Below are 25,308 nucleotides of genomic sequence, written 5' to 3'. Positions count from 1 at the left end.
GTACTTAGTTATTTTGATGCTACCAAACAGTAGATCGTTTCCCACGTTATAGGGACTAAAGAGGTAATGACAACATCGTTGCAAGTAAAGTGGTACCGCGTCCCGGCGTCTTTGCTAGCAAGGGTGTTTTTTATTTTTTATTATTATGGAGGATATCATGAAAAAGCTCAGCAGTAGTCAAGTTCGTCAAATGTTTCTTGATTTTTTCAAAGAGAAGGGTCATACCGTGGAACCAAGTGCCTCACTAGTCCCAAAGGATGATCCCACTTTACTTTGGATTAATTCTGGGGTTGCCACCATGAAAAAGTATTTTGATGGTTCAGAAGTTCCAAGTAATCCACGATTAACTAGTTCGCAGAAGAGTATTAGAACTAATGATATTGAGAACGTTGGTAAAACGGCAAGACACCAAACTCTGTTTGAGATGCTTGGTAATTTTTCGGTTGGTGATTATTTTAAAAAAGAAGTCATTCCGTGGGCATACGAGTTATTGACTAGTCCGAAGTGGTTTGGATGGGATCCAAATAATTTATACGTCACCGTTTATCCTGATGACAAAGAAACAAAGGAATTATGGGAAAAGGTTGGGATTGCGCCTGATCATATTGTTGAAGCAAAGGACAATTTTTGGGACATTGGTCAAGGTCCCTCAGGTCCTGATTCGGAAATTTTTTATGATCGGGGTGAAAAGTACGATAACTTGGCACCTGATGATCCCGAAAATTATCCTGGCGGGGAAAACGAACGATATTTGGAAGTTTGGAATATTGTGTTTTCTCAGTTTAATCACACGCCTGAAGGAACCTATGAGCCACTTCCAAGAAAAAACATTGATACTGGAATGGGACTTGAACGGGTTGTATCAATTTTCCAAGATGCACCAACGAACTTTGAAACCGATTTATTTATGCCAATTATCAAGAAGACTGAGGAATTAAGTGATGGTAAGAAGTATGATGGTAATCGGAAAGATGACATCCCCTTTAAGGTCATTGCCGATCACATTCGGGCAATTACCTTTGCCATTGGTGATGGGGCCCTTCCCTCAAATGAAGGACGAGGTTATGTCATTAGACGCCTGATTAGACGGGCAACTGTTAATGGACACGAATTAGGTATTAATGATGCCTTTTTGTATAAACTAGTTCCCGTTGTTGGTCAAATCATGCAATCTTATTACCCCGATGTTCTTGAACAGAGTGATTATATTAAAAAGATCGTTAAAAATGAGGAAGAGCGTTTTAACACCACGCTAAGCGATGGCTTGCAACTGCTTAATAACCTTATTTCTGAGACTAAGACCAATTCTAAAAAAGAAATTTCTGGTAAAGATGCCTTTAAACTTTACGATACTTATGGTTTTCCCCTTGAACTTACCGAGGAATATGCTGGTAATGAAGGGGTTAAAGTGGATGAAACTGGTTTTGATGTTGAAATGCAAAAGCAACAAGACCGGGCTAGAAACGCTCGTGGGTCGAAGAAATCGATGAAAGTTCAACGAGATTTGTTACTTGATATTAAAACTCCTAGTGAATACGTGGGATACGATCGACTAACCGTTGATGCTGCTAAACTTAATGATATTATTTTTGATGAAAAGCTGACAAATCAGATCACGCCGGACCAAAAAGAAGCTGAATTAATTTTCGATAAAACACCATTCTATGCTGAAATGGGTGGTCAAGTAGCCGATAATGGTAAGATTTATAACCAAAATGGTGACGAAGTGGCTGAAGTTGAGGATGTCCAAAAAGCTCCAAATGGTCAAAATCTTCATACTGTTAAAATTACCGGTGATATGAAGAAAGGTGAGAAGTACAAGTTAGTTGTTGACCGCAATTTCCATGATCGGGTTGAGAATAACCATACGGCAACTCATCTATTAGATCAGTCACTAAGAAATGTTCTTGGTGGTCATACGCAACAAGCTGGCTCACTAGTTCGGCCTGATTATCTTCGTTTTGACTTTACCCATTTTGGTCAAGTCACTGACGCTGAACTGCAAAAAGTTGAGAACATGGTTAATCAAAAGATTTTTGCTGCCATTCCCGTTCAAACCGTTGTGACCGACCAAAAAACCGGAAAAGAAATGGGCGCTATTGCACTTTTTGACGCAAAGTATGGTGATGAAGTTCGAGTAGTAAAGATTGATGATTTTTCAATTGAGTTTTGCGGTGGAGATCATGTTAAAAATACCAGTCAGTTGGGATTATTTAAGATTGTCTCTGAGACCGGAGTTGGATCTGGAGTCAGAAGAATTGAAGCTGTTACCTCTAAAGATGCTTTTAATCTTTTAAATGATGAGGAACGAATGTTAAAGGAAATTGGAAAGACAGTTAAGTCACCAACAACCGATGAAATTCCCGGCCGTGTTAAACAATTACAAGGTCAAATTAAGGATTTGGAAAGTCGACAAGAATCACTTGAAACTAAGCTAGCTAACCAGGAAGCCGTAGACATTTTTGATGATGTTCAAGACGTTAACGGAGTCACTTTGATTGCAGGACACTTAAAAAATGCTAATATGAGTCAACTAAGAGAATTAGCTGATACCTGGAGAGATAAAAACGCTTCAGACGTTCTTGTTCTTGGGACTGGTACTGATGACAAAGCTAATTTATTAGTTGCAGTTAGTGAGGATCAAGTGAAGGCTGGAATTAGAGCTGGTGATTTAATTAAATCAATTTCTAAAAATATCAACGGTGGTGGAGGCGGTCGTCCTAACATGGCCCAAGCTGGTGGTAAAAATCCAGCTGGTATTGATGATGCTTTAAAAGCTGCCAAGACCTGGATTAAGGAACATAAGTAATAGTTGTTATTTGAAAATTAGTCGTGTATTATCTTTTTTGTAGGGGAGGGATCTATGATGGAGCACAAACAAGAAAACATTTCATTATTTAAAGACAAGTCGAATCTAGATATTCATAAGACGCTGGCGACTGTTTACCAAGCCTTAATTGAAAAGGGTTATGATCCTTATGTTCAATTAGTTGGTTATTTAACATCTGGCGATCCAGCATATCTTCCAAAATTGAATAATGCGCGGACGCTAATGTGTCATTACGATCGAGAAGAAATAATTGATGTGCTTTTACATTCATATTTGAAGGGTAGAACACCATCAATGGATGGGACGTCAGATTAGTGAGGTTAATGGGATTAGATGTTGGATCGAGAACCGTTGGTGTAGCCATGAGCGATGCTTTAGGGTGGACATCTCAAGGAATCGAAATCGTTAAGATCAACGAAGATGAAAAAGAGTTTGGGTTAAAACGAATGAAGGAATTAATCCAGAAATATGATGTCAAAGGAGTTGTCATTGGACTACCTAAGAATATGAATAATACTTCTGGTCCAAGAGTAGAAGCTTCGAAAAATTATGGGGATTTGATAAAGAAAAATTTTAATCTGCCAGTTGATTTTGAAGATGAACGACTCACCACTGTTGAAGCTGAACGAATGCTGATTGAACAAGCTGATGTTTCAAGAGCAAAACGAAAAAAAGTTATTGATAAGGTTGCGGCTGAATTGATTTTACAGAGTTACCTTGATCGTAAGGGTAAGTTATGTAATTTCTAATTAGAAAAGAGGAACTAATATGAGTAAAGAAAACGAGAACAACCAACAAGAACAAGTTACGCTTGTCGATGAAGATGGAAAAGAAAGTTTGTATAATATTCTATTTACCTTCTCATCTGATGATTACAATCGTTCCTATATTTTTATTTATCCAGCAACAGATGATGATAACGATGAAGTAGATATTGAGGCTTATGCATTGCCAAAGGATGATGATCCTGCTAATCCAAGTGGTGGAGAATTAGAACCAATTGAAGATGACAATGAGTGGGAAATGGTTCAAGAAATGCTTGATACATTCCTGCAATCAGGACAAGATCAAAAATAATTAAATAATTAAGTGATGCTGGAAATCCAGCATCCTTTTTTTAATTAAATTAAAGGATTTTCATGATAAAATGGAAGCATTGTGGGAGGTTTTACTTTGGCTGGTAAAAATAGATTTAAAACTAAAATTGGTGGGAAGGAATATACTTTTATTGGGGATGCTTCAGATGAACACATGGAGACAACTGCGCGCATCTTAAACAATCAGTTGGCACAGTTAAAAAACATCTCCAAGGGGGTAAGTGATGAAGATGCTGCCATTTTAATTGCGTTTAATGCAATTTCTGATCAATTAAAAAAACAATTAGAACTTGATAAGATTAACAATAAAGCGGAGGATGACGAAGACTAATGTTATTTACAATTATCATCATAATTATACTAATCTTTTCGATTGTCCATGGTTATCATCGTGGCCTGGTAAATGAGTTATTCAGCTTTATTAGTTATTTGATTGCTGCAATAATTGCGTTTGTTTATGTGATTCCGGTTGCTGATTTTTTAAGAACCGTCTCTAATATGATTTTAGCGACCCATGCTTACAGCAATACTGGCTTCTGGCGGGGACTATCATTTTTGGTAACTTTTGTAGTAGTGGCGGTTATTTTAAGATGGGTTTCACATCTATTGAATCGAATTGTTTCTTTGCCAGTGTTAAGACAACTGAATTCACTCTTGGGTGCGGTTGTTGGCGTAATCATTAGTTTGTTAGTGATAATGTTAATACTTGATGGATTATTATTGACTAACAATAATTGGGTAAATACTGAATATCAAAATTCAACCGTCTCACAGATGATCACGATGAATTCTCCACACTTATTTAATCAAATGATAAATCGGTAAAATGGGATGAAAAAATGAACGAAAAAGTACTTGATACATTAGAATATAACAGAGTGAAGCAGTTGCTGGATCAGTTTCTAACCACTGAAAATGGATCAAGAGAATTAAAACAATTAAGGCCCAGTAGTGATTATGATGTAGTCTCTCACTCATTGGATGAATCAGATGACGGATCACATATTTATCGCCTAAACAAAATGATACCAGTTCCCAGGTTAAATGACATTACTCCATACGTGAAACGATTAGCGGTTAATGCCGATTTAAACGGTACTGAGTTGGCTCAAGTTAGTGCGGTTTTACTTGCAAGTGTGCGGGTTAAAACTTTCTTTGATAATTTAGCGGATGATAAAATTGATTTGAACGTTTTGTACGATGAAGCCAAGAACTTTAATGATCTTCCGGAAGTTTCAAAACGACTTGAGACGTCAATTGACGAAGATGGACGAGTGTTAGATTCGGCATCTAATCAGTTACGTTCCATTAGAAGAGAAATCGCGCGCTTAGAAGCTAACATCAAAACTACCATGAATAAGTTTATCCGTGGCAAACAATCGAAATATTTGAGTGAGCCAATCATCACGGTTCGAGATGGTCGTTATGTTATTCCAGTTAAGGCAGATGACAAACAAAAATTTGGTGGAATCGTTCATGATCAAAGTACAAGTGGATTGACTTTGTACATTGAACCTCAAAGTGTAGTCTCATCTAATAACGATCTGAGAAGATCACAACTAGATGAGCGCAAAGAGATTCATAAAATTTTGGGTGAATTATCCGACATGATTAGACCTTATCAAGAGGAACTCATGGAAAATGCTTCTAAATTAGGCCATTTTGACTTGATCAATGCTAAAGCCAAGTTTGCAGATCAGATGAATGCAACTAAGCCAAGTGTTTCAAGGGATAATCATGTTAATTTAAAAAATGTCAGGCATCCGTTAATTGACCAGCAAAAAGTTGTTGGAAATGATATTTCAATTGGATCTGATTTTCGACAAATTATTATTACTGGTCCGAACACGGGTGGTAAGACGATTACCATCAAAACGCTTGGGATAAATCAGTTAATGGCCCAATCTGGAATTTTTGTAATGGCAAATGAAGGTAGTCAAATTGGTGTTTTTGATAATGTGTTTGCTGACATTGGGGATGAACAGTCGATTGAGGCTAATCTTAGTACCTTCTCGTCTCATATGGATAATTTGATTGACATTTTAAAACACATTACTAAGAGAAGCTTAATTTTAATTGATGAACTAGGTGCTGGAACGGATCCTAAAGAAGGAGCGGCATTAGCTATGTCGATTCTAGATAAAATCGGTGAATCAGGTAGTGAAGTGTTGGCCACCACTCATTACCCAGAACTGAAAGTTTATGGCTACAATCGGCCCGAAACGATCAACGCCTCAATGGAATTTGATGAGAAGACCCTTGAGCCAACCTATCGACTATTGATGGGGGTTCCAGGACAAAGTAATGCTTTAAACATTGCTAAGCGACTGGGATTGGATGAGTCGATCATTTCTGAAGCTAGTTCACTAATGGATTCTAATAGTCAAGATATCAATAAAATGATTAAGCAACTAACAAAACAGACCAAAGCTGCCGATGAACGTGCCCGTAAACTCAAGGTGGAACTGGCAGATAATGAACAATTGCACACTAGGTTAGAAGAGCAACTCACTAAGTTTAATAATAATAAAGATACGATGGTTAATGATGCCAAGCGTCAGGCCAATCAAATTGTTTCAAAAACAAGACGAGAAGCTAACGAAATTATTAATCATCTTCATCACCTTCAACGTCAAAGTAAACAATCAGTCAAAGAAAATGAATTAATTGATGCTAAGGGAAAGATCAATTCTCTTGAACAGCATCCAGAACTTAAACATAATCGTGTTTTGAAACGAGAAAAAGCAAAGCATAACTTTAAAGAGGGTGATGACGTACTGGTTAAGTCTTATGGGCAAAGGGGTGTTCTGCTTAATAAGATTGGTAGAGATAATTGGGAAGTGCAACTTGGAATTTTAAAGATGAAAGTTTCCGAGTCTGACCTTGAAAAGGTTCAAAAAGAGACTTCAAAGCCGAAAAAGCACACGCCTAGTGTGCGGCGAACGCGTTCAAGTGGGATTTCACCAACCCTTGATTTACGTGGTGAAAGATATGAATCAGCCATGCAACAACTAGATCGTTACATTGATTCCGCTCTTTTGGCTGGTTATCCGTCCGTTACCATTATTCATGGGAAAGGAACCGGAGCTCTACGTAAGGGAGTCATAAATTATCTAAAACGCAATCGCCGCGTTAAGGAATTTGGTTTTTCACCAGCAAATGCTGGTGGGGACGGCTCAACTGTCGTCAAGTTTAAGTAGATTGTATGCAACTTAGTTGCATTTGAATCAATACGTGTTTATACTTACTCATAGTAAGAAGTTAAGGAGGCAAATGTTATGGTTAATGAAACTAATGATGCAAACTTTAAAGAAGACACTGCCGATGGGATTTCAGTTGTTGATTTTTGGGCACCATGGTGTGGCCCATGTAAGATGCAATCACCAGTAGTTGAAGACTTGTCTGAGGATCCTGAGGTAGCAGATAAGGTTAAATTCTTTAAAATGAATGTTGATGATAATCCAAACACTTCACGTGAATTTGGAATTATGAGTATTCCAACTTTGATGGTGCTTAAGGATGGCAAGGTTATCGACCAAATTGTCGGCTTTCATTCAAAGGATCAGTTAAAGAAATTGTTGTCTGCATATACAGCATAAAAAAAGAGCCAAATGGCTCTTTTTTATTTTGCGATGATAATTGGTTTAAAATCACTAGGATTGTTGACCGGAGCATTGGGATCAGAAACAACTATAAAGTTCACACTGTTTAATTTAATGGTTGCTTCGCATTCGGTTGCGATTTGATCGATCTGCTGTTTCGTTTGTGCTAAAAAGCCAGCTTCAAGCATAAAATCGGGATCCTTGTTCAGCTTTAATCTGGTTTCGACTTCTGGTCCAGCTAATTTCCAGTTGATTTTTTTGAGACTTTCCTTTTTAAGTTCTAGATTACCAAACTGACTTTGTTTAAAGAATACTTGAAGATCATCATTTGATGCTAGTGGGAACTTAGTGGCAAGATCCTTGCCAGCCCAGTATAAGATGTCGTGAATATCTTGATCCAACAAATCTGGTAAAAGACTATCTCTTAAAAGTTCGATTCCCCAAAAGGGTGAATCAGAGTGTTCTTTGCGAAACTTTTCGTATTTATTCATATCAGAGTCCTCTTCCAAAAAGATACTTTACAAATAACATTTTATCATAGAACACCGTGAAATAAAGGAGAAAGGCAACTTGAACTAAATTTAAAAAAACGCCATAATTAGATTTGAAGTTAATAGGAGGGATAATATGAAATCATCACCAGTAGCTTATATGGATTCTGGAATTGGTGGAATGACAGTTGCAAAAGTGGCACTTTCAAAATTACCACATGAAAACATGATTTATCTTGGAGACGAAGCCCGACTTCCTTACGGCGAAAAAACCGCAGATGAGGTTCGCAAGTACTCAGCTGAGATCGGGAGTTTTTTTGTTGATCAAGGCGCTAAGATGATGGTGATTGCTTGTAATACTGCCACGGCAGCAGCTCTTTCGTATTTAAGAAAGATCCTTCCAATTCCCGTGATTGGAGTTATTGAACCGGGAAGCTTAGCTGCAGTTAAGAAAACTAAAAATCAAAAAATTGGTGTGATTGCGACCAAAGGTACGGTTGCTAGTCACTCTTATCAAGATACAATTAAAGGCATTGATCCTAATATCACTGTGAAAGAAGTGGCGTGTCCGGATTTTATTCCGCTTGTTGAAAGTGGTGATTATCAAAGTTTGACCGCTAAAAAGACGATTATTGAAGGTTTGAAACCGTTTAAGGATAGTGGGATTGATACGTTAGTATTAGGTTGTACTCATTTTCCAATTATTGCGAGTTTAATTGCGGATGTAATGGGCCCCGATGTTACTTTGGTTAATCCTGGATACGAAACGGTTAATGCTGTTAAAAATGAATTAAAGCAAAAGGGTGAACTAGCAAACGTGAAATCTCCTAGTGATCGTTTTTACACCACTGCCGATGTTGAAAGATTTGATAAAGTGGGTAAAAACTGGTTGCATACTGATATTGATGCTAAGTTGATTCCTGTTAAACAATTGGAGAAATACTGATGAAAAATAATCAAATTGTTCTTGCCTCAAAAAATCCTGGTAAAATCAATGAGTTTTCGGAGATGCTTTCAAAATTAGGCTTAACCGTGAAGTCAATTAATGATTTTGAAGATGTTCCACCGATTGATGAGAATGGTTCAACCTTTGAAGAGAATGCAAGTATTAAAGCCAGGGTCGTCTCTGACTACTTAAATTTGCCGGTGTTAGCTGATGATTCAGGTTTGGTGGTTAATGCTTTAGGTGGAGCGCCCGGAGTTCACTCAGCGCGTTATGCTGGCGATCATAATGATGAGGCTAATAAAGCTAAATTGTTAAAGAACATGGCGGGTCAAAAGGATCGTTCCGCCCATTTTAATACAACACTGATTGTGAGAAGACCGGATGGTAAACAACTAGTGGTTGTGGGAAGAGTTAACGGTCAGATTGTAGAAACTCCAAAAGGGACAAATGGATTTGGTTATGATCCTCTCTTTTATCTTCCTGACGTTGGTAAAACTTTGGCGGAGTTAACGGACGCCCAAAAGAATCACTACAGTGCTCGTGGCAATGCCTTGCGTAAGTTAACTAGTGTAATTGAAGATTGGTGGTAAAAAAGAGCCTATCACTATTAGTGATAGGCTCTTTTTTAATTTGTGCTTTGTGGTGGTTCTGGCACCACTAAAGGTGAAAGTGGAAGATTAATTCCGGCCTTATTAATAGCAGTCAGGTATGCTCCTAGATATTCAGCGTTAACGTCGAATTCACGTTCATTCTTAGTGTGTAAGAAAACGGAGATTGCAAGCGAGCCATCTTGTAAGAAGTTAGTCCCGAAGATGACTGGTTTACCAACAATGTCAGGGTCATTGGGACACTTTTCTTCGTTAACTTTAGCAATGATATCTTCGACCTTGTGGATTGGGGTTTCAGGAGTAATTCGAATATTGATGATGGTCATCATTTCTCCACGGGAAAGGTTGGAAACGGTGGTGATGCTACGATTAGGGATGAAATTTAAAGTTCCATTGATACTTGTGATTTGAGTCGTGCGAAGTCCAACGGCTTTAACGTACCCCTCAATATTGTTAATAATAACGCGTTCCCCCACGTCGATTTGATGTTCAGCTAGGATAAAAAAGCCACTAACAATATCACTGACGAATCCTTGTGCTCCAAGTCCAATTGCTAAACTGAAGATTCCGGCTCCTGCGAGTAACGTTCCAACTGGGATTCCAATCATTGACAATAGGGAATATAACCAGAAGAAAACGACGGTGTAGTAGTAAATGTTGGTGGTAAGGGTGTACATCGTTTTATTTCGTCTGGCAGCAATGGGTTCTGACGTTCCGGTTATTTTTGGCAATTTATCCTGTTTTTGCGAGATATCATTTTGACGTTTGTTAAAATAGTGTTTAATAAATCTTCTTCCAACTCTTATTATAATTAAGAATAAAATTGAAACTAAGATAATGCTGATAATCTTGGTAGTAAGATTAGAGAATATTTTAGCCCAGTCAAAACTTCTAAAATACTTAGTTAAAAACGATGGATTTGCTACGTTTTCAACGGATCCTGATTTAAGGGCCGATGAAGCGTTAGCTCCGTTAGCCACTAATTGGATAAATATGTTCATAATGTCCTCCACTCCTAATTTTTCGATTATCAACATTTTAACAGAGACGAGACCCAAATAAAATTAAGCTTTTTAAATTGTCATATGGGCTAGATAATGCTATTCTAAATGGAGAAGAAGCCATTAGGAGGATAATTAAATGGGGATTGGTGAGTTAGCAGCGCTAATTGCTGCAATTGCTTTTTTAGTATTAGTTGTATTTTTATGCTTGTTTTTGGTCCGTTTATCAAAAACGGTTAAAGACTTAAGTAAAAATGTTGATAGTCTTACTAATGATGCAAATCATATTAGCAAAGAGTGTGAGCAGATTATGGTGATTTCAAATACATTGTTAAATAATGTTAACTCAAAGTTGGATCAAGTCGATCCAGTTTTTCAGGCTGCTGCTGATTTAGGTGTTAGTGTTTCAGATTTAAATGAAGCAACTAGAACTGCAACTGAAAAAGTTAGATCGAAGAGTGGTTTGTTAGCCAAGACTTCGGCTTTAACTTTTGCTGGTAAAATGATTGGTAGATTGTTCTCCAAACGCAACAAAAATTCTGAAGGAACAAATTAAGGGGTGGATTGGTTATGAATTTTAAAAAGGGAATGCTTTTAGGATCAGTAATCGGTGGAACTGCTGCATTTGTAGCATACAAATTATTAGATGAATCGAGAAAGCGTGAGATCAAAGACTTTCTTCTTGATACCACTGAAGATGTTAAAGATCGTGCGCTAGATTACGTCTATTACGCAAATGATACTGCTGAAGACCTTAAGGATCTTGCTTCAGATAAGATGGATGATGCTAAAGACTCAGTGCAAAAAGTAAATGAATCACTGGGGGATAAGTTATCTGATTTGCAAGAGGCTGTTAATTCATTAAGGGCGAACGTTGAGGAACATCCTGCTCCTAGAAATGAATTAGATGATCTTGCTAAAGAAAAAGAATCTGATGACATTGTGATTGATCCTGATGATGCCTTTAGTGATCAAGATCGAGCAGAAACAATTTATCCAATTCACGAACATCACGAAAAGTAATTTATTTACCCAAATCGGACGGTAGTCCGGTTTTTTTTGCCTCAAAATGTAACCGATTTCACTTGAATGAGTTCTTTTACTTTGATATATTTATAATAATTAATGGTCTAGTAGTACATAATAGGAGAAACCAAATTTGAAAAAACAAAATGTGACAATTTATGATGTAGCTCGTGAAGCCAATGTTTCAATGGCAACTGTCTCAAGGGTAGTAAATGGGAATCAGAATGTGAAAGATGCTACCAAACAAAAGGTTTTGAGTGTCATTGATAAACTTGACTATCGACCTAACGCAGTTGCTAGGGGACTAGCAAGTAAAAAGTCAACGACGGTTGGAGTTATTATCCCCAACGTTACCAATACCTATTTTGCTTCGCTTGCACGCGGGATTGACGATATAGCAACGATGTATAAGTACAATATTATCTTGACTAATTCGGATGGGAACAATCAGCGTGAACTCACTTCAATGAATACATTGCAAGCCAAGCAAGTTGATGGAATTGTATTTATGGGAAATGAAATTTCTGATGAACTTCGGACTGAATTTAAAAAGTCACACGCCCCAGTTGTTTTGGCAGGTTCAGTTGATGCTAGTGGTAAGATTCCTAGTGTGAACATTGATTATCGCCAAGCCGTGTATTCCGAGGTTACCCATTTGATTAGTAACGGAAACGATCGTATTGCTTTTATCTCCGGACCCTTAAACCGATCGATTAATAAAGATTTCAGGTTAAAAGGGTATAAAGACGCGCTTTCAGATGCTGGAATTCCGTTTGAGAAAGCATTATTATTTGAGACCGATGTAAGCTATTCTGGTGGATATGCTTTAAGAGAGCAACTAAAAAAGAATGAAGTAACTGCGGCAATTGTTACCGATGATGATATGGCTGCTGGGGTGATGAACTCAATGACCGATGACGGTGTCAGTGTTCCCGGGGAATTTGAACTGGCCACTAGTAATGATACTAAACTGACTGAGATGACTAGACCAACTATGTCAACTATTACTCAGCCGCTTTATGATGTTGGAGCTGTTGCCATGCGACTCTTAACCAAGTTGATGAATAATGAAGAAATTGATGAAAACAAGGTCTTTTTACCCTTTGGATTAAAGAAGCGTGAATCGACCAAATAGAACTGTGCTTGATACTAGGGCCACTAATTGATATAATTGTAGAGTTAATATGTTTAAAGAGAGAGGAGTTGTGATCATGTCAGGACATTCAAAGTGGCATAACATTCAAGGACGAAAGAACGCCCAAGATGCTAAGCGTGGAAAGATTTTCCAGAAGATCTCACGTAACTTATATCAAGCTGCAAAAGCTGGTGGAAGTGATCCCGAAGGAAATCCTCAATTAAGACTAGAAATGGAAAAAGCTCGTGAAGCAAACATGCCAAAAGATAACGTTCAACGAGCAATTGACAAGGCTTCAGGAGTTGGTGGAGCTAAATTTGAAGAAGTAACATATGAAGGTTATGGACCTGGTGGAACTGCCGTTATGGTTTCTGCTTTAACCGATAATAAAAACCGAACCGCTGCTGCTATTCGTTCAGCCTTCACTCACCATGGTGGTTCCCTTGGAACTGACGGATCGGTCTCATATATGTTTGACCGAAAGGGTCTTATTACGATTTCAAAGTCAGATACTGATGACGACGAGGATAGTATGTTGATGGCAGCGTTGGATGCTGGTGCTGATGATATGAAATCAACGGATGATGAGTATCAAATTCTTACTGATCCTGCTAGCATGGCTAGTGTTCGTGATGCATTACAGGATGCAGGATACAAATTGGATGCCGAAGTTAAGTTGATTCCACAGAATACGACAGAAGTTCCTTCAGATAAAGTTGAACAGTACAGTGGTCTAATTGATGAATTAGAAGATAACGATGATGTTCAAGATGTTTATGAAGCTGCTGTATTACCTAATCAAGCTAAATAATTAAATTAGTTTATAAAAGATGCAATCTTTAATTAGATTGCATCTTTTTTTCGTATTTAGTTATGAAGGATGTGATTAAAGTGAAAGTGACACAATGGTTGAACAATATTATGGAATTTGCAGTTCAACGACAAGCTTCGGATGTTTTTATTTTACCTAAGGAAAAAGACTATTGTATCAAGGTTCATACGGCCGTTCGGACGATTCAAATTACGGATTTGAGCAAAGACATGGCTAAAAAAGTCATTTCATATTGTAAATATCAAAGTGGGATGTCGGTTACGGATAATCGCAGGCCCCAATTAGGATCGATGGACTATGTAATCAAAGGTCAAAAATTACGTTTACGATTGTCATCGGTGGGTAATTTCAGTCAAGATGAATCAATGGTAATTAGGATTATCTATGACAGTAATCATGTCGATAGTGGCTTTTTTTATGCTGATCAAATTCGAAAGATCGAGTCCTCTTGTAAAAAACGTGGTTTACTTTTGTTTGCTGGTCCTACTGGTTCTGGTAAGACGACCACGATTTATCGAATCGTTAGAAGCATTAGTAAAAATCAGATCGTGATGACAATTGAAGATCCAGTTGAAATTTATGAAGAAAATTTTTTACAACTTGAGGTTAATGATCGGGCCCAAATGACTTACGCTGATTTACTTAAAGTGGGATTAAGACAACGTCCTGATGTTTTTATAATTGGTGAGATTCGTGATCATCAAACGGCCGAAGTGGCAATATCGGCGGCTCTATCGGGACATTTAGTGCTAAGCACAGTTCATGCAAGGTCTCCTGAAGGAACAATTCAAAGATTGCTAGAGCTCGGACTTGATTATGAAAGAATCAAATCAGCTTTGAATTTAGTGGTGTATCAACGATTAATACCAACCGTTTCAAAGAAGACTAAGACTCTTATGACTATTAAAGATAAATTTGGTGATCATGCGCTATTAAAAGACGATATGAATGATTGGAAGAATCGAATTGATGAGCTTTCGAGGAAAGGAATAATTAGTGAAAAAGTTAAAGATGAATACTATTACGGGTAAATGTGTTTCCCTTAAACAACAGTCATTCTTGTTCTCAACCTTGGGAGACCTTTTATCGATGGGATTTTCTATCCGACAAAGCTTGAAGTTTATTAAAGTGGTGTCAACAAAAAATCAGAAAATAGTTACTAGGATCATGCAAAGTTTGGAGGACGGGAATTCGCTGCCAGAATCGATGAGATTCTTTTTGAGTGAATCAATTTATTACCAATTAGAAATTGCCGATAAACATGGAGATTTGATTAATGAGATGAAAGAGGTCGGGGAGTTCTTAAAGTTAAGAATTGCTCAAAATGAAAAGATTAAGGGAGTTGTAATTTATCCAGCATTTTTGTTTGTGGTCTTGTTTAGTATTATTTTTGCAGTTAGGTTTGTGATCATGCCCCAAACTGCTGATTTAACCGGTAAATCAGCTTCTAATGGAAGTCATTTTATTCAATATGTCATTTATGGATTAATATTCATGGCGCTTGTGGCGGGAATTTTTGGTTATCAAAGTTTTAAAAATAAAAAGTGTATTGATCGAATTAATTTGTTGGTAAAGATCCCATTACTTGGTTCATTGTTTAAGTCATATTACCAATATTTTGTGACCTCCAACTTTGCGCTAATGATCAAAGGAGGATTGGACTTAAAACAAGTTGTTTTTAGTTTATTAAAATTTGATCATCAGAGTCTTCTATATGATGTTGGGAAGACCATGCAAGATGGTTTTAACAATGGACTTAGTTTTGGAGCAAGTTTAGCTCATTATTCCTTTGTTTCTGAGGAAATGATTGTGTTTCTATCAAATGGAAGTACTCAGTCTGAATTAGCCCAAAATTTAAAAGCTTTAAGTCAGCTCAGCTTTAAAGACATGATCAAAAAGTCGAATTTACTGATTAAGTTAATCCAGCCGATTTCATTTGCGGTGATCGGCATCCTAATTGTGGGTGCTTACTTGCAGATGTTACTGCCAATGTATAACTCAATGAAAGGAATTTACTAATGAAGAGAAAAGGATTCACACTAATTGAAATGACAATTGTCTTATTCATTATCTCGCTACTGGTTCTAATTATTATTCCGAACTTAAGCAATCAAAAGGATCACGCCAAAAAAATTCATGGATCGGCGATGGTGTCGGTTATTCAAACTCAAATCGATGCTTATGAAGACGAAAAGCATGACGGAAATGTAACCATTAACAAGTTAGTTAGAAGCCATTATTTAACGAGTAAGCAGGCTAAACAAGCTCAAGTGGAAAGAGTGGTCGTAGTAAAAAATCATGCCGTTCAAAGATAATCAAGAGGGTTTTACGTTAGTGGAAAGTCTCCTCGTTTTGTTTTTAACATCCCTTATTTTAGGGATCACCTTGATTGCCGGAAACTATTTGGGATTTTTTGAGGGTAAAGAGGAACGCTTTTTTCAAACTTTAGATTCAGGGTGGAACGACGCGTTACTAGAGTCACAGAATAGTCATCATTCAACGGATGTATTGTTTTATCCAGATGATGAAGTGGTGTTTGCTAAGTGCGGCAAATCGAAACAAAAGGATAAGATAATTAGGATGCCAAAGGGATTAAGCGTTAAAAGTTACCATGATATTGAGATCAAAAGTGATGGATACGTTAAACCGCAGACAATTCGATGGTATTCGCAGAACCAAAAGAAAACGATTTTACAAAAAATTCAACTTGGATGGGGTGCATATCATCTTGAGACTATTAAATAAAATTAGACTTGGATTCACGTTGATTGACTCTTTAGTTGGTCTAATTCTGATTTGCAGCGGTGTGGTCTTTTATTTAAACGTTAATGATTTTGAATATCATTGCTTAAGAAAAAGTCAGTATGAAACACATCAGGTTAGGATGAATTATGAACGTGAATTACTTAAAAAATATAAATGATCGAGCCGGTTTTTCGTTGATTGAGTCCATTTGTTCACTTTTGTTGGTCTCGTTAGCATTTAGCTTGATTATGATTACTAGTCAATTAATTCAAAAGGAAAAGTGGAGTGATAGTCAGGGAACCTTTTATCGTTATCTTGATGTGATTGAATCACCTGATTATCAGTTTAAGATGATTAAAGTCACTAAAGATGCCATTAAATTAAAGAGTAAGAAAGAAAATAAGGAATATATAATGGAACATTATCATGACATGGTTCGATTGCGTGGAGTAAATGGTGGACATATTCCAATCATATTAAACGTTAGTAAGGCATCTTGGTCATTACATCATCATATATTAACTAGTCAAATTAGAATTAATGGGGTCAATTATGAAGCCAAAAGTCACCTGTAAGAGAAGCGGGAGTTTAACGTTAGTTGCAATTTTGTTTTTAACTTTTTTGTCTGGAATAGTTGTTTATCGTTACCAAAAGATTAATTTTCAAATTCAAAATAATCATATTCGAACCGCAAAATATCAAAGACTAACGAAAGAATTGAATAATTCTAATAGATAAATGAGAAATCTTGAATAATATGCGTGAATTCTGGTAATATTAACCCTAGATATATAAGAAGAGGGGTTGATATTCTGTCTGAGAAAGAATCAATATCATTGTTTCAAGTTTTTGATCAATCCAGTAAAGTCTTGAGTCAGGCGTTAGGTACTTCGTATCTAGACGCTTTCATCGAAACCGCCGATAATATGATTGATAACAATACCGTTCGGGTCGAGGATGGTATTCCGAAATCCAACGTTGTTGATGAACTGACTAAGTTGTATCAAACGGTTGACTATAAAAAGATGGATAATGAATCGATTAGACGTGCTATTCAAATGGTTATGATCAAAGCTACTAAAGAAGATAAGATTCAGGCAAATCATCAAATAACTCCTGATACAATCGCTTACATCATGGGATACATAGTTACGCGGATTTATGAACACAAGTCTAGCGTGAGCATCCTTGATCCAGCAGTTGGAACTGGGAATTTACTTACAGCGGTCATGAATCAGCTACACGATTCACTTCATGATACTGTTAAGGGATATGGAATCGATAATGATGATTCAATGATTTCAATTGCTAGTATTAGTTCTGAAATGCAAGATTTGGATGTTGAACTAATTCAGCAGGATAGTATTGAACATCTGTTGGTTCCTAAGGTTGATTTAGTTGTCTCTGATCTCCCAGTTGGTTATTATCCAATTGATGAAAAGACAAAAGGTTATGCGACGCGGTCACAATCTGGTCATTCATATGTTCATCATTTATTGATTGAGCAGTCAATGAATTACTTAAAGCCTGCTGGATTTGGAGTGTTCCTAGTTCCAAGCAATCTTTTTGAAACGAGTGAAGCAAAGGGACTTTTGAAGTGGTTTCAAGATTCGGTTTATTTACAGGGAGTACTGAATTTACCCCAAGAGTTGTTTGGGGATAAAAGTGCTCAAAAAGCCATTTTAATTTTGCAGAATCGTGGTGGAGATAGTCACCAAGTTCAAAAAGTGATGTTAGGAGAGTTTCCTTCGTTTAAGGATACGACTGCCTTTCAAAAGTTCATGGCGGAGATTGTTGATTGGGAAGAAAACGATTTATTGAAGAAATAGTTGAAATTAAGGAGATTACTCATGGGTAAGATTATTGCAATTAATGCTGGTAGTTCGACTTTAAAGTTTAAGTTGTTTAAAATGCCAGAAGAAGAAGTTCTTGGAGAAGGTTTAATTGAAAGGATTGGCTTACCAAAATCACATGTTGAAATTAAATATGATGATGGGAAGAAATTTGAGGAAACATTAGATGTTAAGGATCATGAACAAGCAATCCAAATTTTGTTAGATCAATTACTCGATCTTGATATTATCAACGACTATAACGAAATTACCGGAGTTGGACATCGAGTCGTTGCCGGGGGAGAATATTTCGATCAATCGGTAATCATTACTCCTGAAGTTCTCAAAAAGATCGAAAGTTTGGATGAATTGGCACCCCTGCATGAGCCAGCCAACGTTCTAGGAATTAAGGCATTTGAAAAGGTGCTTCCAAACGTGACTAGCGTTGCCGTCTTTGATACATCATTTCATCAAACCATCCCCGAGAAAAATTATCTGTACAGTCTTCCTTATGAGTACTACGAAAAATATACGGCTCGTAAATATGGATTCCACGGGATTAGTTATCGCTATGTCTCTCAAAGAGCAGCTGAGTTAATGGATAAACCCGTAGAAGATTTAAAGATGATTATCATGCATTTAGGTGCGGGGGCTTCAATTTGTGCCGTTAAGAACGGTAAGTCCTATGATACATCGATGGGATTTACCCCAGTTACTGGTTTAACCATGGCTACGCGTTCAGGTGATGTTGATCCTTCTCTTTTGGCCTACGTTATGGAAAAAGAAGGAATGACAGATATCAACGATATGATTAAAGTCTTAAACACTAAGTCTGGATTACTTGGTATTTCGGGTGTCTCTGCTGATATGCGTGAGGTTGAGGCTGCTCAAAAGACTAATCATCGTGCTAGAATTGCCCGTCAAATCTATGTTAATCGAATTGTTAGATACATTGGATCCTACCTAGCTGAACTTGGTGGTGCTGATGCAATTGTGTTCACTGCTGGAGTTGGTGAAAATAGTATTACCGTTAGACAAGAAGTTACTGATCAATTGTCATATTTCGGAATTGGCGTTGATAAAGAAAAGAACAATGTGCGTGGGGTGGTTAGAGATTTGAGTGCTGATGGCTCAAAGATTAAAACCCTTTTGGTACCAACCAACGAAGAATTGATGATTGCCCTTGATGTTCAGCGACTTGAAAAGGAAAAGAAAGCAAGTAAATAACCTAAAAGAAATCTTGGTAAATCCAAGATTTCTTTTTTATGTCATTGATTTAACCTTTTTTGAAATTTTGGTAGTTTTTCTTACAAAATATCTGTATAATTTCCATAAAAAGTAGCAAACAGCTTCACGTATCCGTGTATAATGTAGGCATACGTAAAGAAAGGATGTTTTTGTTGGAAAAAAATACAAATAATGAAAACCAAATGTCACGTGGACTTAAAAGTCGTCACGTTCAATTAATGGCACTAGGCGGGACCATTGGAACCGGATTGTTTTTAGGAGCTGGTCAATCAATTCATTTGGCTGGTCCATCCATTATCATTGCATATATAATTGCTGGAGTTGCTTGCTTTTTCTTAATGAGAGCACTTGGTGAATTACTACTTTCAAATACGAATAGTGTTTCGTTCATTGAATTTATTAATAAGTACCTAGGAGAAAGAACTGGTTTTGTGGCAGGCTGGACCTACTGGTTTTGCTGGATTGCCATTGCAATGGCAGAAGTAACCGCTGCTGGTCTATACATGAAGTTTTGGTTTCCTGACCTGCCACAGTGGGTAACTGCTGCCTTCTTAATTTTGATTTTATTCTTGTTGAACTCAATCACCGTGTCTGCTTTTGGTGAAACCGAATTCTGGTTTGCATTGATTAAAGTGGTGGCCATTGTGGCGTTAATCATTATTGGAATTGTTTTGGTTTTGATGCATTACAAGACAAGTGTTGGTTATGCACAGGTGTCTAATTTGTATTCTGATGGCTTTTTTGCCCATGGTGCATCTGGATTTGTCCTTTCTTTTCAAATGGTTCTTTTTAGTTTTGCAGGAATTGAAATGATTGGGATGACTGCTTCAGAGACCCAAGATCCGCAGAGAATCATTCCTAAATGTATTAATGAAGTCCCAACTAGAATCATTATTTTTTATGTTGGTTCGTTATTGGCTCTGATGTGTATTTTTCCTTGGCAGTACATTTCAGCAAATTCGAGTCCTTTTGTCCAAGTGTTTTCAAACATTGGAGTTAAGTCAGCAGCTGCTATTATTAATTTCGTGGTCTTGACCGCTGCAGCCTCTTCTTGTAATAGTGCTATTTTTACTACCGGTAGAATGTTATTTTCTCTAACCGACAAGAGCCAAAATAAATTTGCAAAGAAGCTTGGAACGCTTTCAAAAAGGCACATTCCTGCAAATGCAATTTTGTTTTCAACGATTGTGATTGCTATTTCAGTGTTGTTAAACATTTTGATGCCAGACGGTGTTTTTGAATTAGTTTCAAGTATCGCTACCACTTGTTTCTTGTTTGTTTGGTCTTTAATTGTTATTACACACTATGAATATCGCAAGTCACTTAACCAAGAACAGACAAACAAACTTACCTTCAAGATGCCATTTTTCCCATATTCTGACTTTTTCGTTGTTGGATTTATGGTCTTCGTTGCTTTTGTTTTAATTTTCAAAATGCAAACATTGATCGCATTAATTGGATCGGTTGTTTGGCTTCTTGTTCTATATGGATTTAAAGTTTTAAATGATAAAAGAAGAGAAAACAAAGAAGTCGATGATTAAAGTCATCGACTTTTTGATTATAGTTATTGATGGATGTTAAAATAGAAATTAGCGATAGTTACAGAAAACATTTTGAGGAAGTAATTTTATGGATGATAAAGTAGCAATTCTGCATACCAATGATCTTCATTCTCATTTTGAAAATTGGCCCAAGATCAGAAGGTTTATGAAACTAAGAACAAAACAATTGGAAAAGCAGGGTTATCGAGTGTTTAAAGTTGATGACGGTGACGCCATTGACCGATCAAACGCGCTGACTGATGCTACTTCTGGTAAGGCCAACATTGAATTGATGAATTCAGTTGGTTATGATGCTGCCACAATTGGAAATAATGAAGCACTAACAATGTCACATGACGAACTGGCGCATCTTTATGATGATGCCAATTTTCCCGTTGTTTTGGATAATGTGATTGATGAAAGAACTGGTCAACTTCCAAAATGGGCGATCCCGTATCGTGATTTTAAGCTAAAAAATGATGTTCGGGTCCGTTTTATGGGCTTAACGGCACCTTATCCCACGTACCAATACATGGATTGGAATTCACTTCCAATTAAAAGTACCATTGAGCGTTGTTTGAATGATTGGAAGGGGCAATATGACGTTCTGATTTTGCTTTCTCACTTAGGGATTAGCAATGATCGAAGAATTGCGAAAGCATTTCCTGACATCAATATTATCGTTGGGGGTCACACTCATCATTTGTTAGTTCATGGTGAAATGGTTAATCAAACCATGTTAACCGCGGCTGAGAAATGGGGCCACTACGTCGGTGAAATTACTTTTGACGTTAACGCTGAAAAAAGAGTAGAGAACGTTAAGGCACGTGTATATAAAACGTCTGAAATGGAAACCGATGTGCAAGATGCAGAGGAGATTGAGCGTCTTGAAGATCGCGGTGAGAGAATTTTAGCAAGTAGTAAGGTTGCTGACATTCCTCATACAATGACAACGTCACTAACTGATGATAATGAACTGGTTGACTTGGGACTAAAGGCCATTGAAGCTAAAGCTGGGACGACTGCTGCCGTTTTGAACACGGGTTTGTTTTTAGGTGATTTAAAAAAGGGAATTGTTGACAAAAACGAACTCCATAAATTATTACCACATTCAATTCACGTTATGAAAAGTCAATTTTATGGTTATAACTTGTGGGAAATGATTATGGAAATGGAAAAGAACAAGGACTTTTTAGTTCGTTTTGAGCAAAAAGGAATGGGTTTTCGGGGAAAATATTTTGGAAGACTCATTTATGATGGGATTCGATACGACACTAATAAAAAGCAGTTATTCTATCATAATCAACTAGTAGAACCCGATAAAAAATACACGATTGCTTTGATTGATCATTATAGTTTTATTCCGTTTTTCCCGGCGATTAGTATTGTGGGTAAAAATAACATTTTTTATGGTGAAACTTTGCGGGATGTTTTTGGTGATTATCTAGCAAAAAAGTTTCCGATCGAGGGGAAGTAAAATGGATCACAACGAAATTGAGAGTTTGATTGAAACAAGGAATGATGAGAGAGATTCCTTGGCTACTATTAAGCAGGTTGATGAAACAACTTTAAGCATTAATGGCCATGTGTACGTTCTTGAAGCTAATATTAGAAATGCTTTTGATTTAGGTGAATTTGCCAATAAATTTAATCCCATTTTGACACGTTTTGATTACATTGTTGGTGACTGGGGATATAATCAGTTACGGCTAAAGGGTTTTTATGCTGACTTTAGAAATGTTAGTAAAGGTTTACGTCATGCGGCAATTCCAGATTATATTATTGAGGATGCCAATTTTGGTTCTAATTACTTTGTCTTACACAATTTGGAAGCCGAAAAGGAAAAGAATCAAAGCCATAAAACTAGTAGAAAAAGACAACGTGCTGGTGGAAAAAATAGAAAAGCAGGAACTGCAAGCAAGCATAATGCTAATCAGACGTCAAATAATAATTTTAAATCAAAACATTTTAGAGATGGCAAGCGTAGCTTTACCATTAGACAGAAATAGGTGAAATCTTGATGAAGAGTTATAAGGGGTATTTAATTGATTTGGATGGAACCGTTTATCAAGGAAAAAAGCGAATCCCAGCGGCTAAGCGTTTTATTGAAAGACTCCAGAAAAATCACATTCCTTTTTTATTTGTTACGAATAATTCAACCAAGACTCCAAGTGAGGTGGTCCATAATTTGGCACTTAATCACGATATTCATGTTACAAATGACAACGTTTATACTTCTGGGATGGCTACAGCTGCTTTTGTCAGTAAGGATGCGAAGTCACACGAAGATAAAGCTAGAACGGCGTACGTTATTGGAGAAAATGGATTAAAGGAATCCATGGAGAAAATGGGTTTCAGTGTTTTTACTGATAATCCAGATTATGTAGTAGTTGGCCTTGACCGTGACTTAACGTATGAAAAATTAGCCCGAGCAGTGCTGGGGATTGCCCATGGTGCTAAATTTGTTGGAACTAATCCAGATGCGAGGATTCCAAGCGAATATGGGATGCTGCCAAGTGCTGGTTCAATTATCGACTCAGTTCGGTATGCTTCAGGGGTTGAGCCGGTGATGATTGGCAAACCCAAGACCTTAATTGTTAGAAAAGCTTTAGATCAATTGAATTTAAGCCAAGCAGACGTAATCATGGTAGGCGATAATTATGACACTGATATTATGGCCGGCATTAACGATGGAGTAGATACTTTGCTGACTTATACTGGTGTGTCTACCAGAGAACAGGTAAAAAAGAAAGAAGTTCAACCTACTTATGAGGTAAATAGCTTAGATGAATGGAATACTTTATAGTTTGAAAGATTTAGTAGTATTTGTTTTAATACTACTTTTTTTAATAACATTTGCCGTTTTTTTTGTTATCAATGCTAGTTGGCTTTATTATGTTGCATTTTCCGTGTTGAATTTAACTAATCAATTTCATGTTTCAAGTGGATTATTAATGAGTAATTTTTATAAAATGATTGGTTTCATTCAGAATCCATTTGCGCCTAAATTAAGCTTGGACCAGTTTCCAATTTCGGCAAATGGAATGGTACATTTTAACAATGTAAGAGCGTTGGTATTAACTAATAATTTGGTATTGTTAATTGTATCCATGGTTTTACTTGTCATTATGATTCGTTTCCTTTACTTTAAGAAGTTATGGAAGTTTCAGTTGCTTTCAGAGATGACGATTTTATTTATAATTTTTTTTGGAGTCTTTTGTGTTTTGGATTTTCAAGATGTTTTTATTTATTTCCATGATGTTCTTTTTAGAAATCGGGATTGGGTTTTTACGTCAAAGAAAGATCCAATCATTAACGTATTGCCGAATCAGTATTTTTTAATGTGCTTTTTGTTGTTTTTTTTAATTATTCTTTTGGGATTATCTTTGATAATTTGGATTGGTAAAAGACAACTAAAAAAAAGAGTCTGTCTAGAAGATTAAGATCTAATAGACAGGCTCTTTTTGTTTGAAACCTACTTCGATGTAGAAATCTTGCTTTTTAGATATCCAATTAAAGCTGGAATTAGTGAAATTACGATAATCAAAATGATTACTAGTGAAAAGTGTTCTTGAACGAACGGAATATTTCCGAAGAAATACCCAGCTCCACAACAAATCAGTACCCAACTGATACAAGCAATGAGGTTGTATTTAAGGAATTTTTTATAGCTGAAATCTGTGCCAGCGGCTACAAATGGGGCAAAGGTTCTGATAATTGGCATGAATCTAGCCAAAAAGATGGCAATTGCACCGTATTTATCGAAGAATTCACGTGCACGAGTTAGATCTTCTTCCTTGATAAATTTACCAAAAAAGTGGTGTTCAGTTAGTGCGTTTCCAACTTTTCTTCCAATAAAGAAGTTAAGGGAGTCTCCACCGGCAGATGCTAAGAAGAAGATAATGATGAATATCCAGATACTAAGATGATAATTGGAGTTAGCAGATAGGGCAGCGGCTGCAAATAAAAGTGAATCTCCAGGAAGGAAAGGTAAAATGACCGCTCCAGTTTCAATAAATATGATTGCAAATAAGATTAAGTATGTCCAATCGCCAAACATGTTTACGATCGTGATTAAGTGATGATCAATGTGTAATATAAAGTCAATTAAAAATTTAAAAAAATCCATGTTTTTCCTCTTTTTATATAAGTCATTAACTATTTAAGTGTATCAATAAAATGAGGATTTTTGAATTTAATTTTTTCTTATTTAAATTAATTTGGGTTTATTTAAAAAAAGTATTGACGTTAACTGTGATAGATAGTATAGTATTAGTTGTCGTCAAGTGCGGCATATCAATTTGGTTAAAATTAGTCAAACTTTTCTATTGACAATAAATTAACCACATGGTATATTATTACATGCGGCGTTGA

General features: G+C 36.7%; 29 protein-coding genes. 26 read left to right on the top strand and 3 right to left on the bottom strand.

Annotated elements, in window-relative coordinates:
* Positions 1–157: 157 nt before the first annotated feature.
* The 8 genes from alaS (at position 158) to trxA (ending at position 7,526) form a co-directional block, all read left to right on the top strand.
* Positions 158–2,809: an alanine--tRNA ligase gene (gene alaS / locus AC6UD0_RS03840; protein ID WP_500708180.1), complete on the top strand. Its 2,652-nt coding sequence runs from the start codon at positions 158–160 to the stop codon at positions 2,807–2,809.
* A gap of 57 nt (positions 2,810–2,866) precedes the next feature.
* A complete protein-coding gene (locus AC6UD0_RS03835) occupies positions 2,867–3,145 on the top strand; it encodes an IreB family regulatory phosphoprotein (RefSeq protein ID WP_500694394.1) in 279 nt (92 codons plus the stop codon).
* Between the two features lie 8 nt (positions 3,146–3,153).
* Positions 3,154–3,579: a Holliday junction resolvase RuvX gene (gene ruvX / locus AC6UD0_RS03830; protein ID WP_500694427.1), complete on the top strand. Its 426-nt coding sequence runs from the start codon at positions 3,154–3,156 to the stop codon at positions 3,577–3,579.
* Positions 3,580–3,598: 19 nt separating this feature from the next.
* On the top strand, positions 3,599–3,907 hold the full coding sequence (locus AC6UD0_RS03825; protein WP_500694395.1) for a DUF1292 domain-containing protein: 309 nt from the start codon (positions 3,599–3,601) through the stop codon (positions 3,905–3,907).
* 96 nt (positions 3,908–4,003) lie between these two features.
* Complete coding sequence (locus AC6UD0_RS03820) at positions 4,004–4,258, top strand: cell division protein ZapA (protein WP_500694396.1); 255 nt, start codon at positions 4,004–4,006, stop codon at positions 4,256–4,258.
* Positions 4,258–4,752, top strand: coding sequence for a CvpA family protein (locus tag AC6UD0_RS03815; protein WP_500696887.1), 495 nt, complete (start codon positions 4,258–4,260; stop codon positions 4,750–4,752). Before AC6UD0_RS03820 ends, AC6UD0_RS03815 begins: the two co-directional genes overlap by 1 nt.
* A gap of 14 nt (positions 4,753–4,766) precedes the next feature.
* Positions 4,767–7,127 (top strand): endonuclease MutS2, encoded by a 2,361-nt coding sequence (locus tag AC6UD0_RS03810; RefSeq protein WP_500708178.1) that lies wholly within the window; start codon positions 4,767–4,769, stop codon positions 7,125–7,127.
* Positions 7,128–7,205: 78 nt separating this feature from the next.
* Positions 7,206–7,526 (top strand): thioredoxin, encoded by a 321-nt coding sequence (gene trxA, locus AC6UD0_RS03805; protein WP_500694399.1) that lies wholly within the window; start codon positions 7,206–7,208, stop codon positions 7,524–7,526.
* A gap of 23 nt (positions 7,527–7,549) precedes the next feature.
* Here the strand turns inward: trxA and AC6UD0_RS03800 are convergent, their stop codons facing one another.
* Positions 7,550–8,020: a YslB family protein gene (locus tag AC6UD0_RS03800; RefSeq protein ID WP_500694400.1), complete on the bottom strand. Its 471-nt coding sequence runs from the start codon at positions 8,018–8,020 to the stop codon at positions 7,550–7,552.
* Between the two features lie 136 nt (positions 8,021–8,156).
* On the opposite strand from AC6UD0_RS03800, the gene murI reads away from it, so the two are divergent.
* Positions 8,157–8,966 (top strand): glutamate racemase, encoded by an 810-nt coding sequence (gene murI, locus AC6UD0_RS03795; RefSeq protein WP_500708176.1) that lies wholly within the window; start codon positions 8,157–8,159, stop codon positions 8,964–8,966.
* Positions 8,966–9,556 (top strand): XTP/dITP diphosphatase, encoded by a 591-nt coding sequence (locus tag AC6UD0_RS03790; RefSeq protein ID WP_500696095.1) that lies wholly within the window; start codon positions 8,966–8,968, stop codon positions 9,554–9,556. The genes murI and AC6UD0_RS03790 overlap by 1 nt, the downstream gene beginning before the upstream one ends.
* Before the next feature lie 35 nt (positions 9,557–9,591).
* Here the strand turns inward: AC6UD0_RS03790 and AC6UD0_RS03785 are convergent, their stop codons facing one another.
* On the bottom strand, positions 9,592–10,575 hold the full coding sequence (locus tag AC6UD0_RS03785) for a mechanosensitive ion channel family protein (protein ID WP_500696097.1): 984 nt from the start codon (positions 10,573–10,575) through the stop codon (positions 9,592–9,594).
* Between the two features lie 139 nt (positions 10,576–10,714).
* Here AC6UD0_RS03785 and AC6UD0_RS03780 point away from each other — a divergent pair, with 139 nt between their 5' ends.
* The 16 genes from AC6UD0_RS03780 (at position 10,715) to AC6UD0_RS03705 (ending at position 24,377) form a co-directional block, all read left to right on the top strand.
* A complete protein-coding gene (locus AC6UD0_RS03780) occupies positions 10,715–11,131 on the top strand; it encodes a DUF948 domain-containing protein (RefSeq protein ID WP_500701315.1) in 417 nt (138 codons plus the stop codon).
* A 14-nt stretch (positions 11,132–11,145) separates the two neighbouring features.
* A complete protein-coding gene (locus AC6UD0_RS03775; protein ID WP_500699836.1) occupies positions 11,146–11,598 on the top strand; it encodes a YtxH domain-containing protein in 453 nt (150 codons plus the stop codon).
* A gap of 136 nt (positions 11,599–11,734) precedes the next feature.
* Complete coding sequence (ccpA, locus tag AC6UD0_RS03770; protein WP_500694406.1) at positions 11,735–12,736, top strand: catabolite control protein A; 1,002 nt, start codon at positions 11,735–11,737, stop codon at positions 12,734–12,736.
* Between the two features lie 76 nt (positions 12,737–12,812).
* Positions 12,813–13,547, top strand: a complete 735-nt coding sequence (locus AC6UD0_RS03765) for a YebC/PmpR family DNA-binding transcriptional regulator (RefSeq protein WP_500694428.1) — start codon at positions 12,813–12,815, stop codon at positions 13,545–13,547.
* 62 nt (positions 13,548–13,609) lie between these two features.
* Positions 13,610–14,599: a competence type IV pilus ATPase ComGA gene (gene comGA / locus AC6UD0_RS03760; RefSeq protein WP_500708175.1), complete on the top strand. Its 990-nt coding sequence runs from the start codon at positions 13,610–13,612 to the stop codon at positions 14,597–14,599.
* Positions 14,580–15,587, top strand: a complete 1,008-nt coding sequence (gene comGB, locus AC6UD0_RS03755; protein ID WP_500699846.1) for a competence type IV pilus assembly protein ComGB — start codon at positions 14,580–14,582, stop codon at positions 15,585–15,587. The genes comGA and comGB overlap by 20 nt, the downstream gene beginning before the upstream one ends.
* Positions 15,587–15,883, top strand: coding sequence for a competence type IV pilus major pilin ComGC (comGC, locus tag AC6UD0_RS03750; RefSeq protein WP_500696102.1), 297 nt, complete (start codon positions 15,587–15,589; stop codon positions 15,881–15,883). The genes comGB and comGC overlap by 1 nt, the downstream gene beginning before the upstream one ends.
* Complete coding sequence (locus AC6UD0_RS03745) at positions 15,867–16,313, top strand: prepilin-type N-terminal cleavage/methylation domain-containing protein (RefSeq protein ID WP_500708174.1); 447 nt, start codon at positions 15,867–15,869, stop codon at positions 16,311–16,313. Before comGC ends, AC6UD0_RS03745 begins: the two co-directional genes overlap by 17 nt.
* A 146-nt stretch (positions 16,314–16,459) precedes the next feature.
* Complete coding sequence (locus tag AC6UD0_RS03740; RefSeq protein ID WP_500708172.1) at positions 16,460–16,888, top strand: competence type IV pilus minor pilin ComGF; 429 nt, start codon at positions 16,460–16,462, stop codon at positions 16,886–16,888.
* Positions 16,889–17,149: 261 nt separating this feature from the next.
* Positions 17,150–18,142, top strand: a complete 993-nt coding sequence (locus tag AC6UD0_RS03735; protein WP_500699847.1) for a class I SAM-dependent methyltransferase — start codon at positions 17,150–17,152, stop codon at positions 18,140–18,142.
* 21 nt (positions 18,143–18,163) lie between these two features.
* Positions 18,164–19,372 carry an acetate/propionate family kinase gene (locus AC6UD0_RS03730; protein WP_500699839.1) on the top strand — a complete coding sequence of 403 codons (1,209 nt, stop codon included), beginning with the start codon at positions 18,164–18,166 and terminating at the stop codon, positions 19,370–19,372.
* 203 nt (positions 19,373–19,575) lie between these two features.
* Entirely contained in the window at positions 19,576–20,934 is a 1,359-nt protein-coding gene (locus tag AC6UD0_RS03725) for an amino acid permease (protein WP_500708246.1), read from the top strand.
* An 88-nt stretch (positions 20,935–21,022) separates the two neighbouring features.
* Entirely contained in the window at positions 21,023–22,411 is a 1,389-nt protein-coding gene (locus tag AC6UD0_RS03720; protein ID WP_500701310.1) for a bifunctional metallophosphatase/5'-nucleotidase, read from the top strand.
* Position 22,412: 1 nt separating this feature from the next.
* Complete coding sequence (locus AC6UD0_RS03715; protein WP_500694414.1) at positions 22,413–22,943, top strand: YutD family protein; 531 nt, start codon at positions 22,413–22,415, stop codon at positions 22,941–22,943.
* A gap of 11 nt (positions 22,944–22,954) precedes the next feature.
* Positions 22,955–23,740, top strand: coding sequence for a TIGR01457 family HAD-type hydrolase (locus tag AC6UD0_RS03710; RefSeq protein WP_500708170.1), 786 nt, complete (start codon positions 22,955–22,957; stop codon positions 23,738–23,740).
* A 1-nt stretch (position 23,741) separates the two neighbouring features.
* Positions 23,742–24,377: a TIGR01906 family membrane protein gene (locus AC6UD0_RS03705; protein WP_500708169.1), complete on the top strand. Its 636-nt coding sequence runs from the start codon at positions 23,742–23,744 to the stop codon at positions 24,375–24,377.
* A gap of 32 nt (positions 24,378–24,409) precedes the next feature.
* Here the strand turns inward: AC6UD0_RS03705 and AC6UD0_RS03700 are convergent, their stop codons facing one another.
* Positions 24,410–25,063, bottom strand: coding sequence for a VTT domain-containing protein (locus AC6UD0_RS03700; RefSeq protein WP_500694417.1), 654 nt, complete (start codon positions 25,061–25,063; stop codon positions 24,410–24,412).
* Positions 25,064–25,308: the final 245 nt, after the last annotated feature.

Source organism: Fructilactobacillus sp. X7R9C1, from assembly GCF_059901005.1.
Note: the sequence above shows the minus strand (reverse complement) of the source record. Positions and strands in the feature narration are given on the sequence as shown.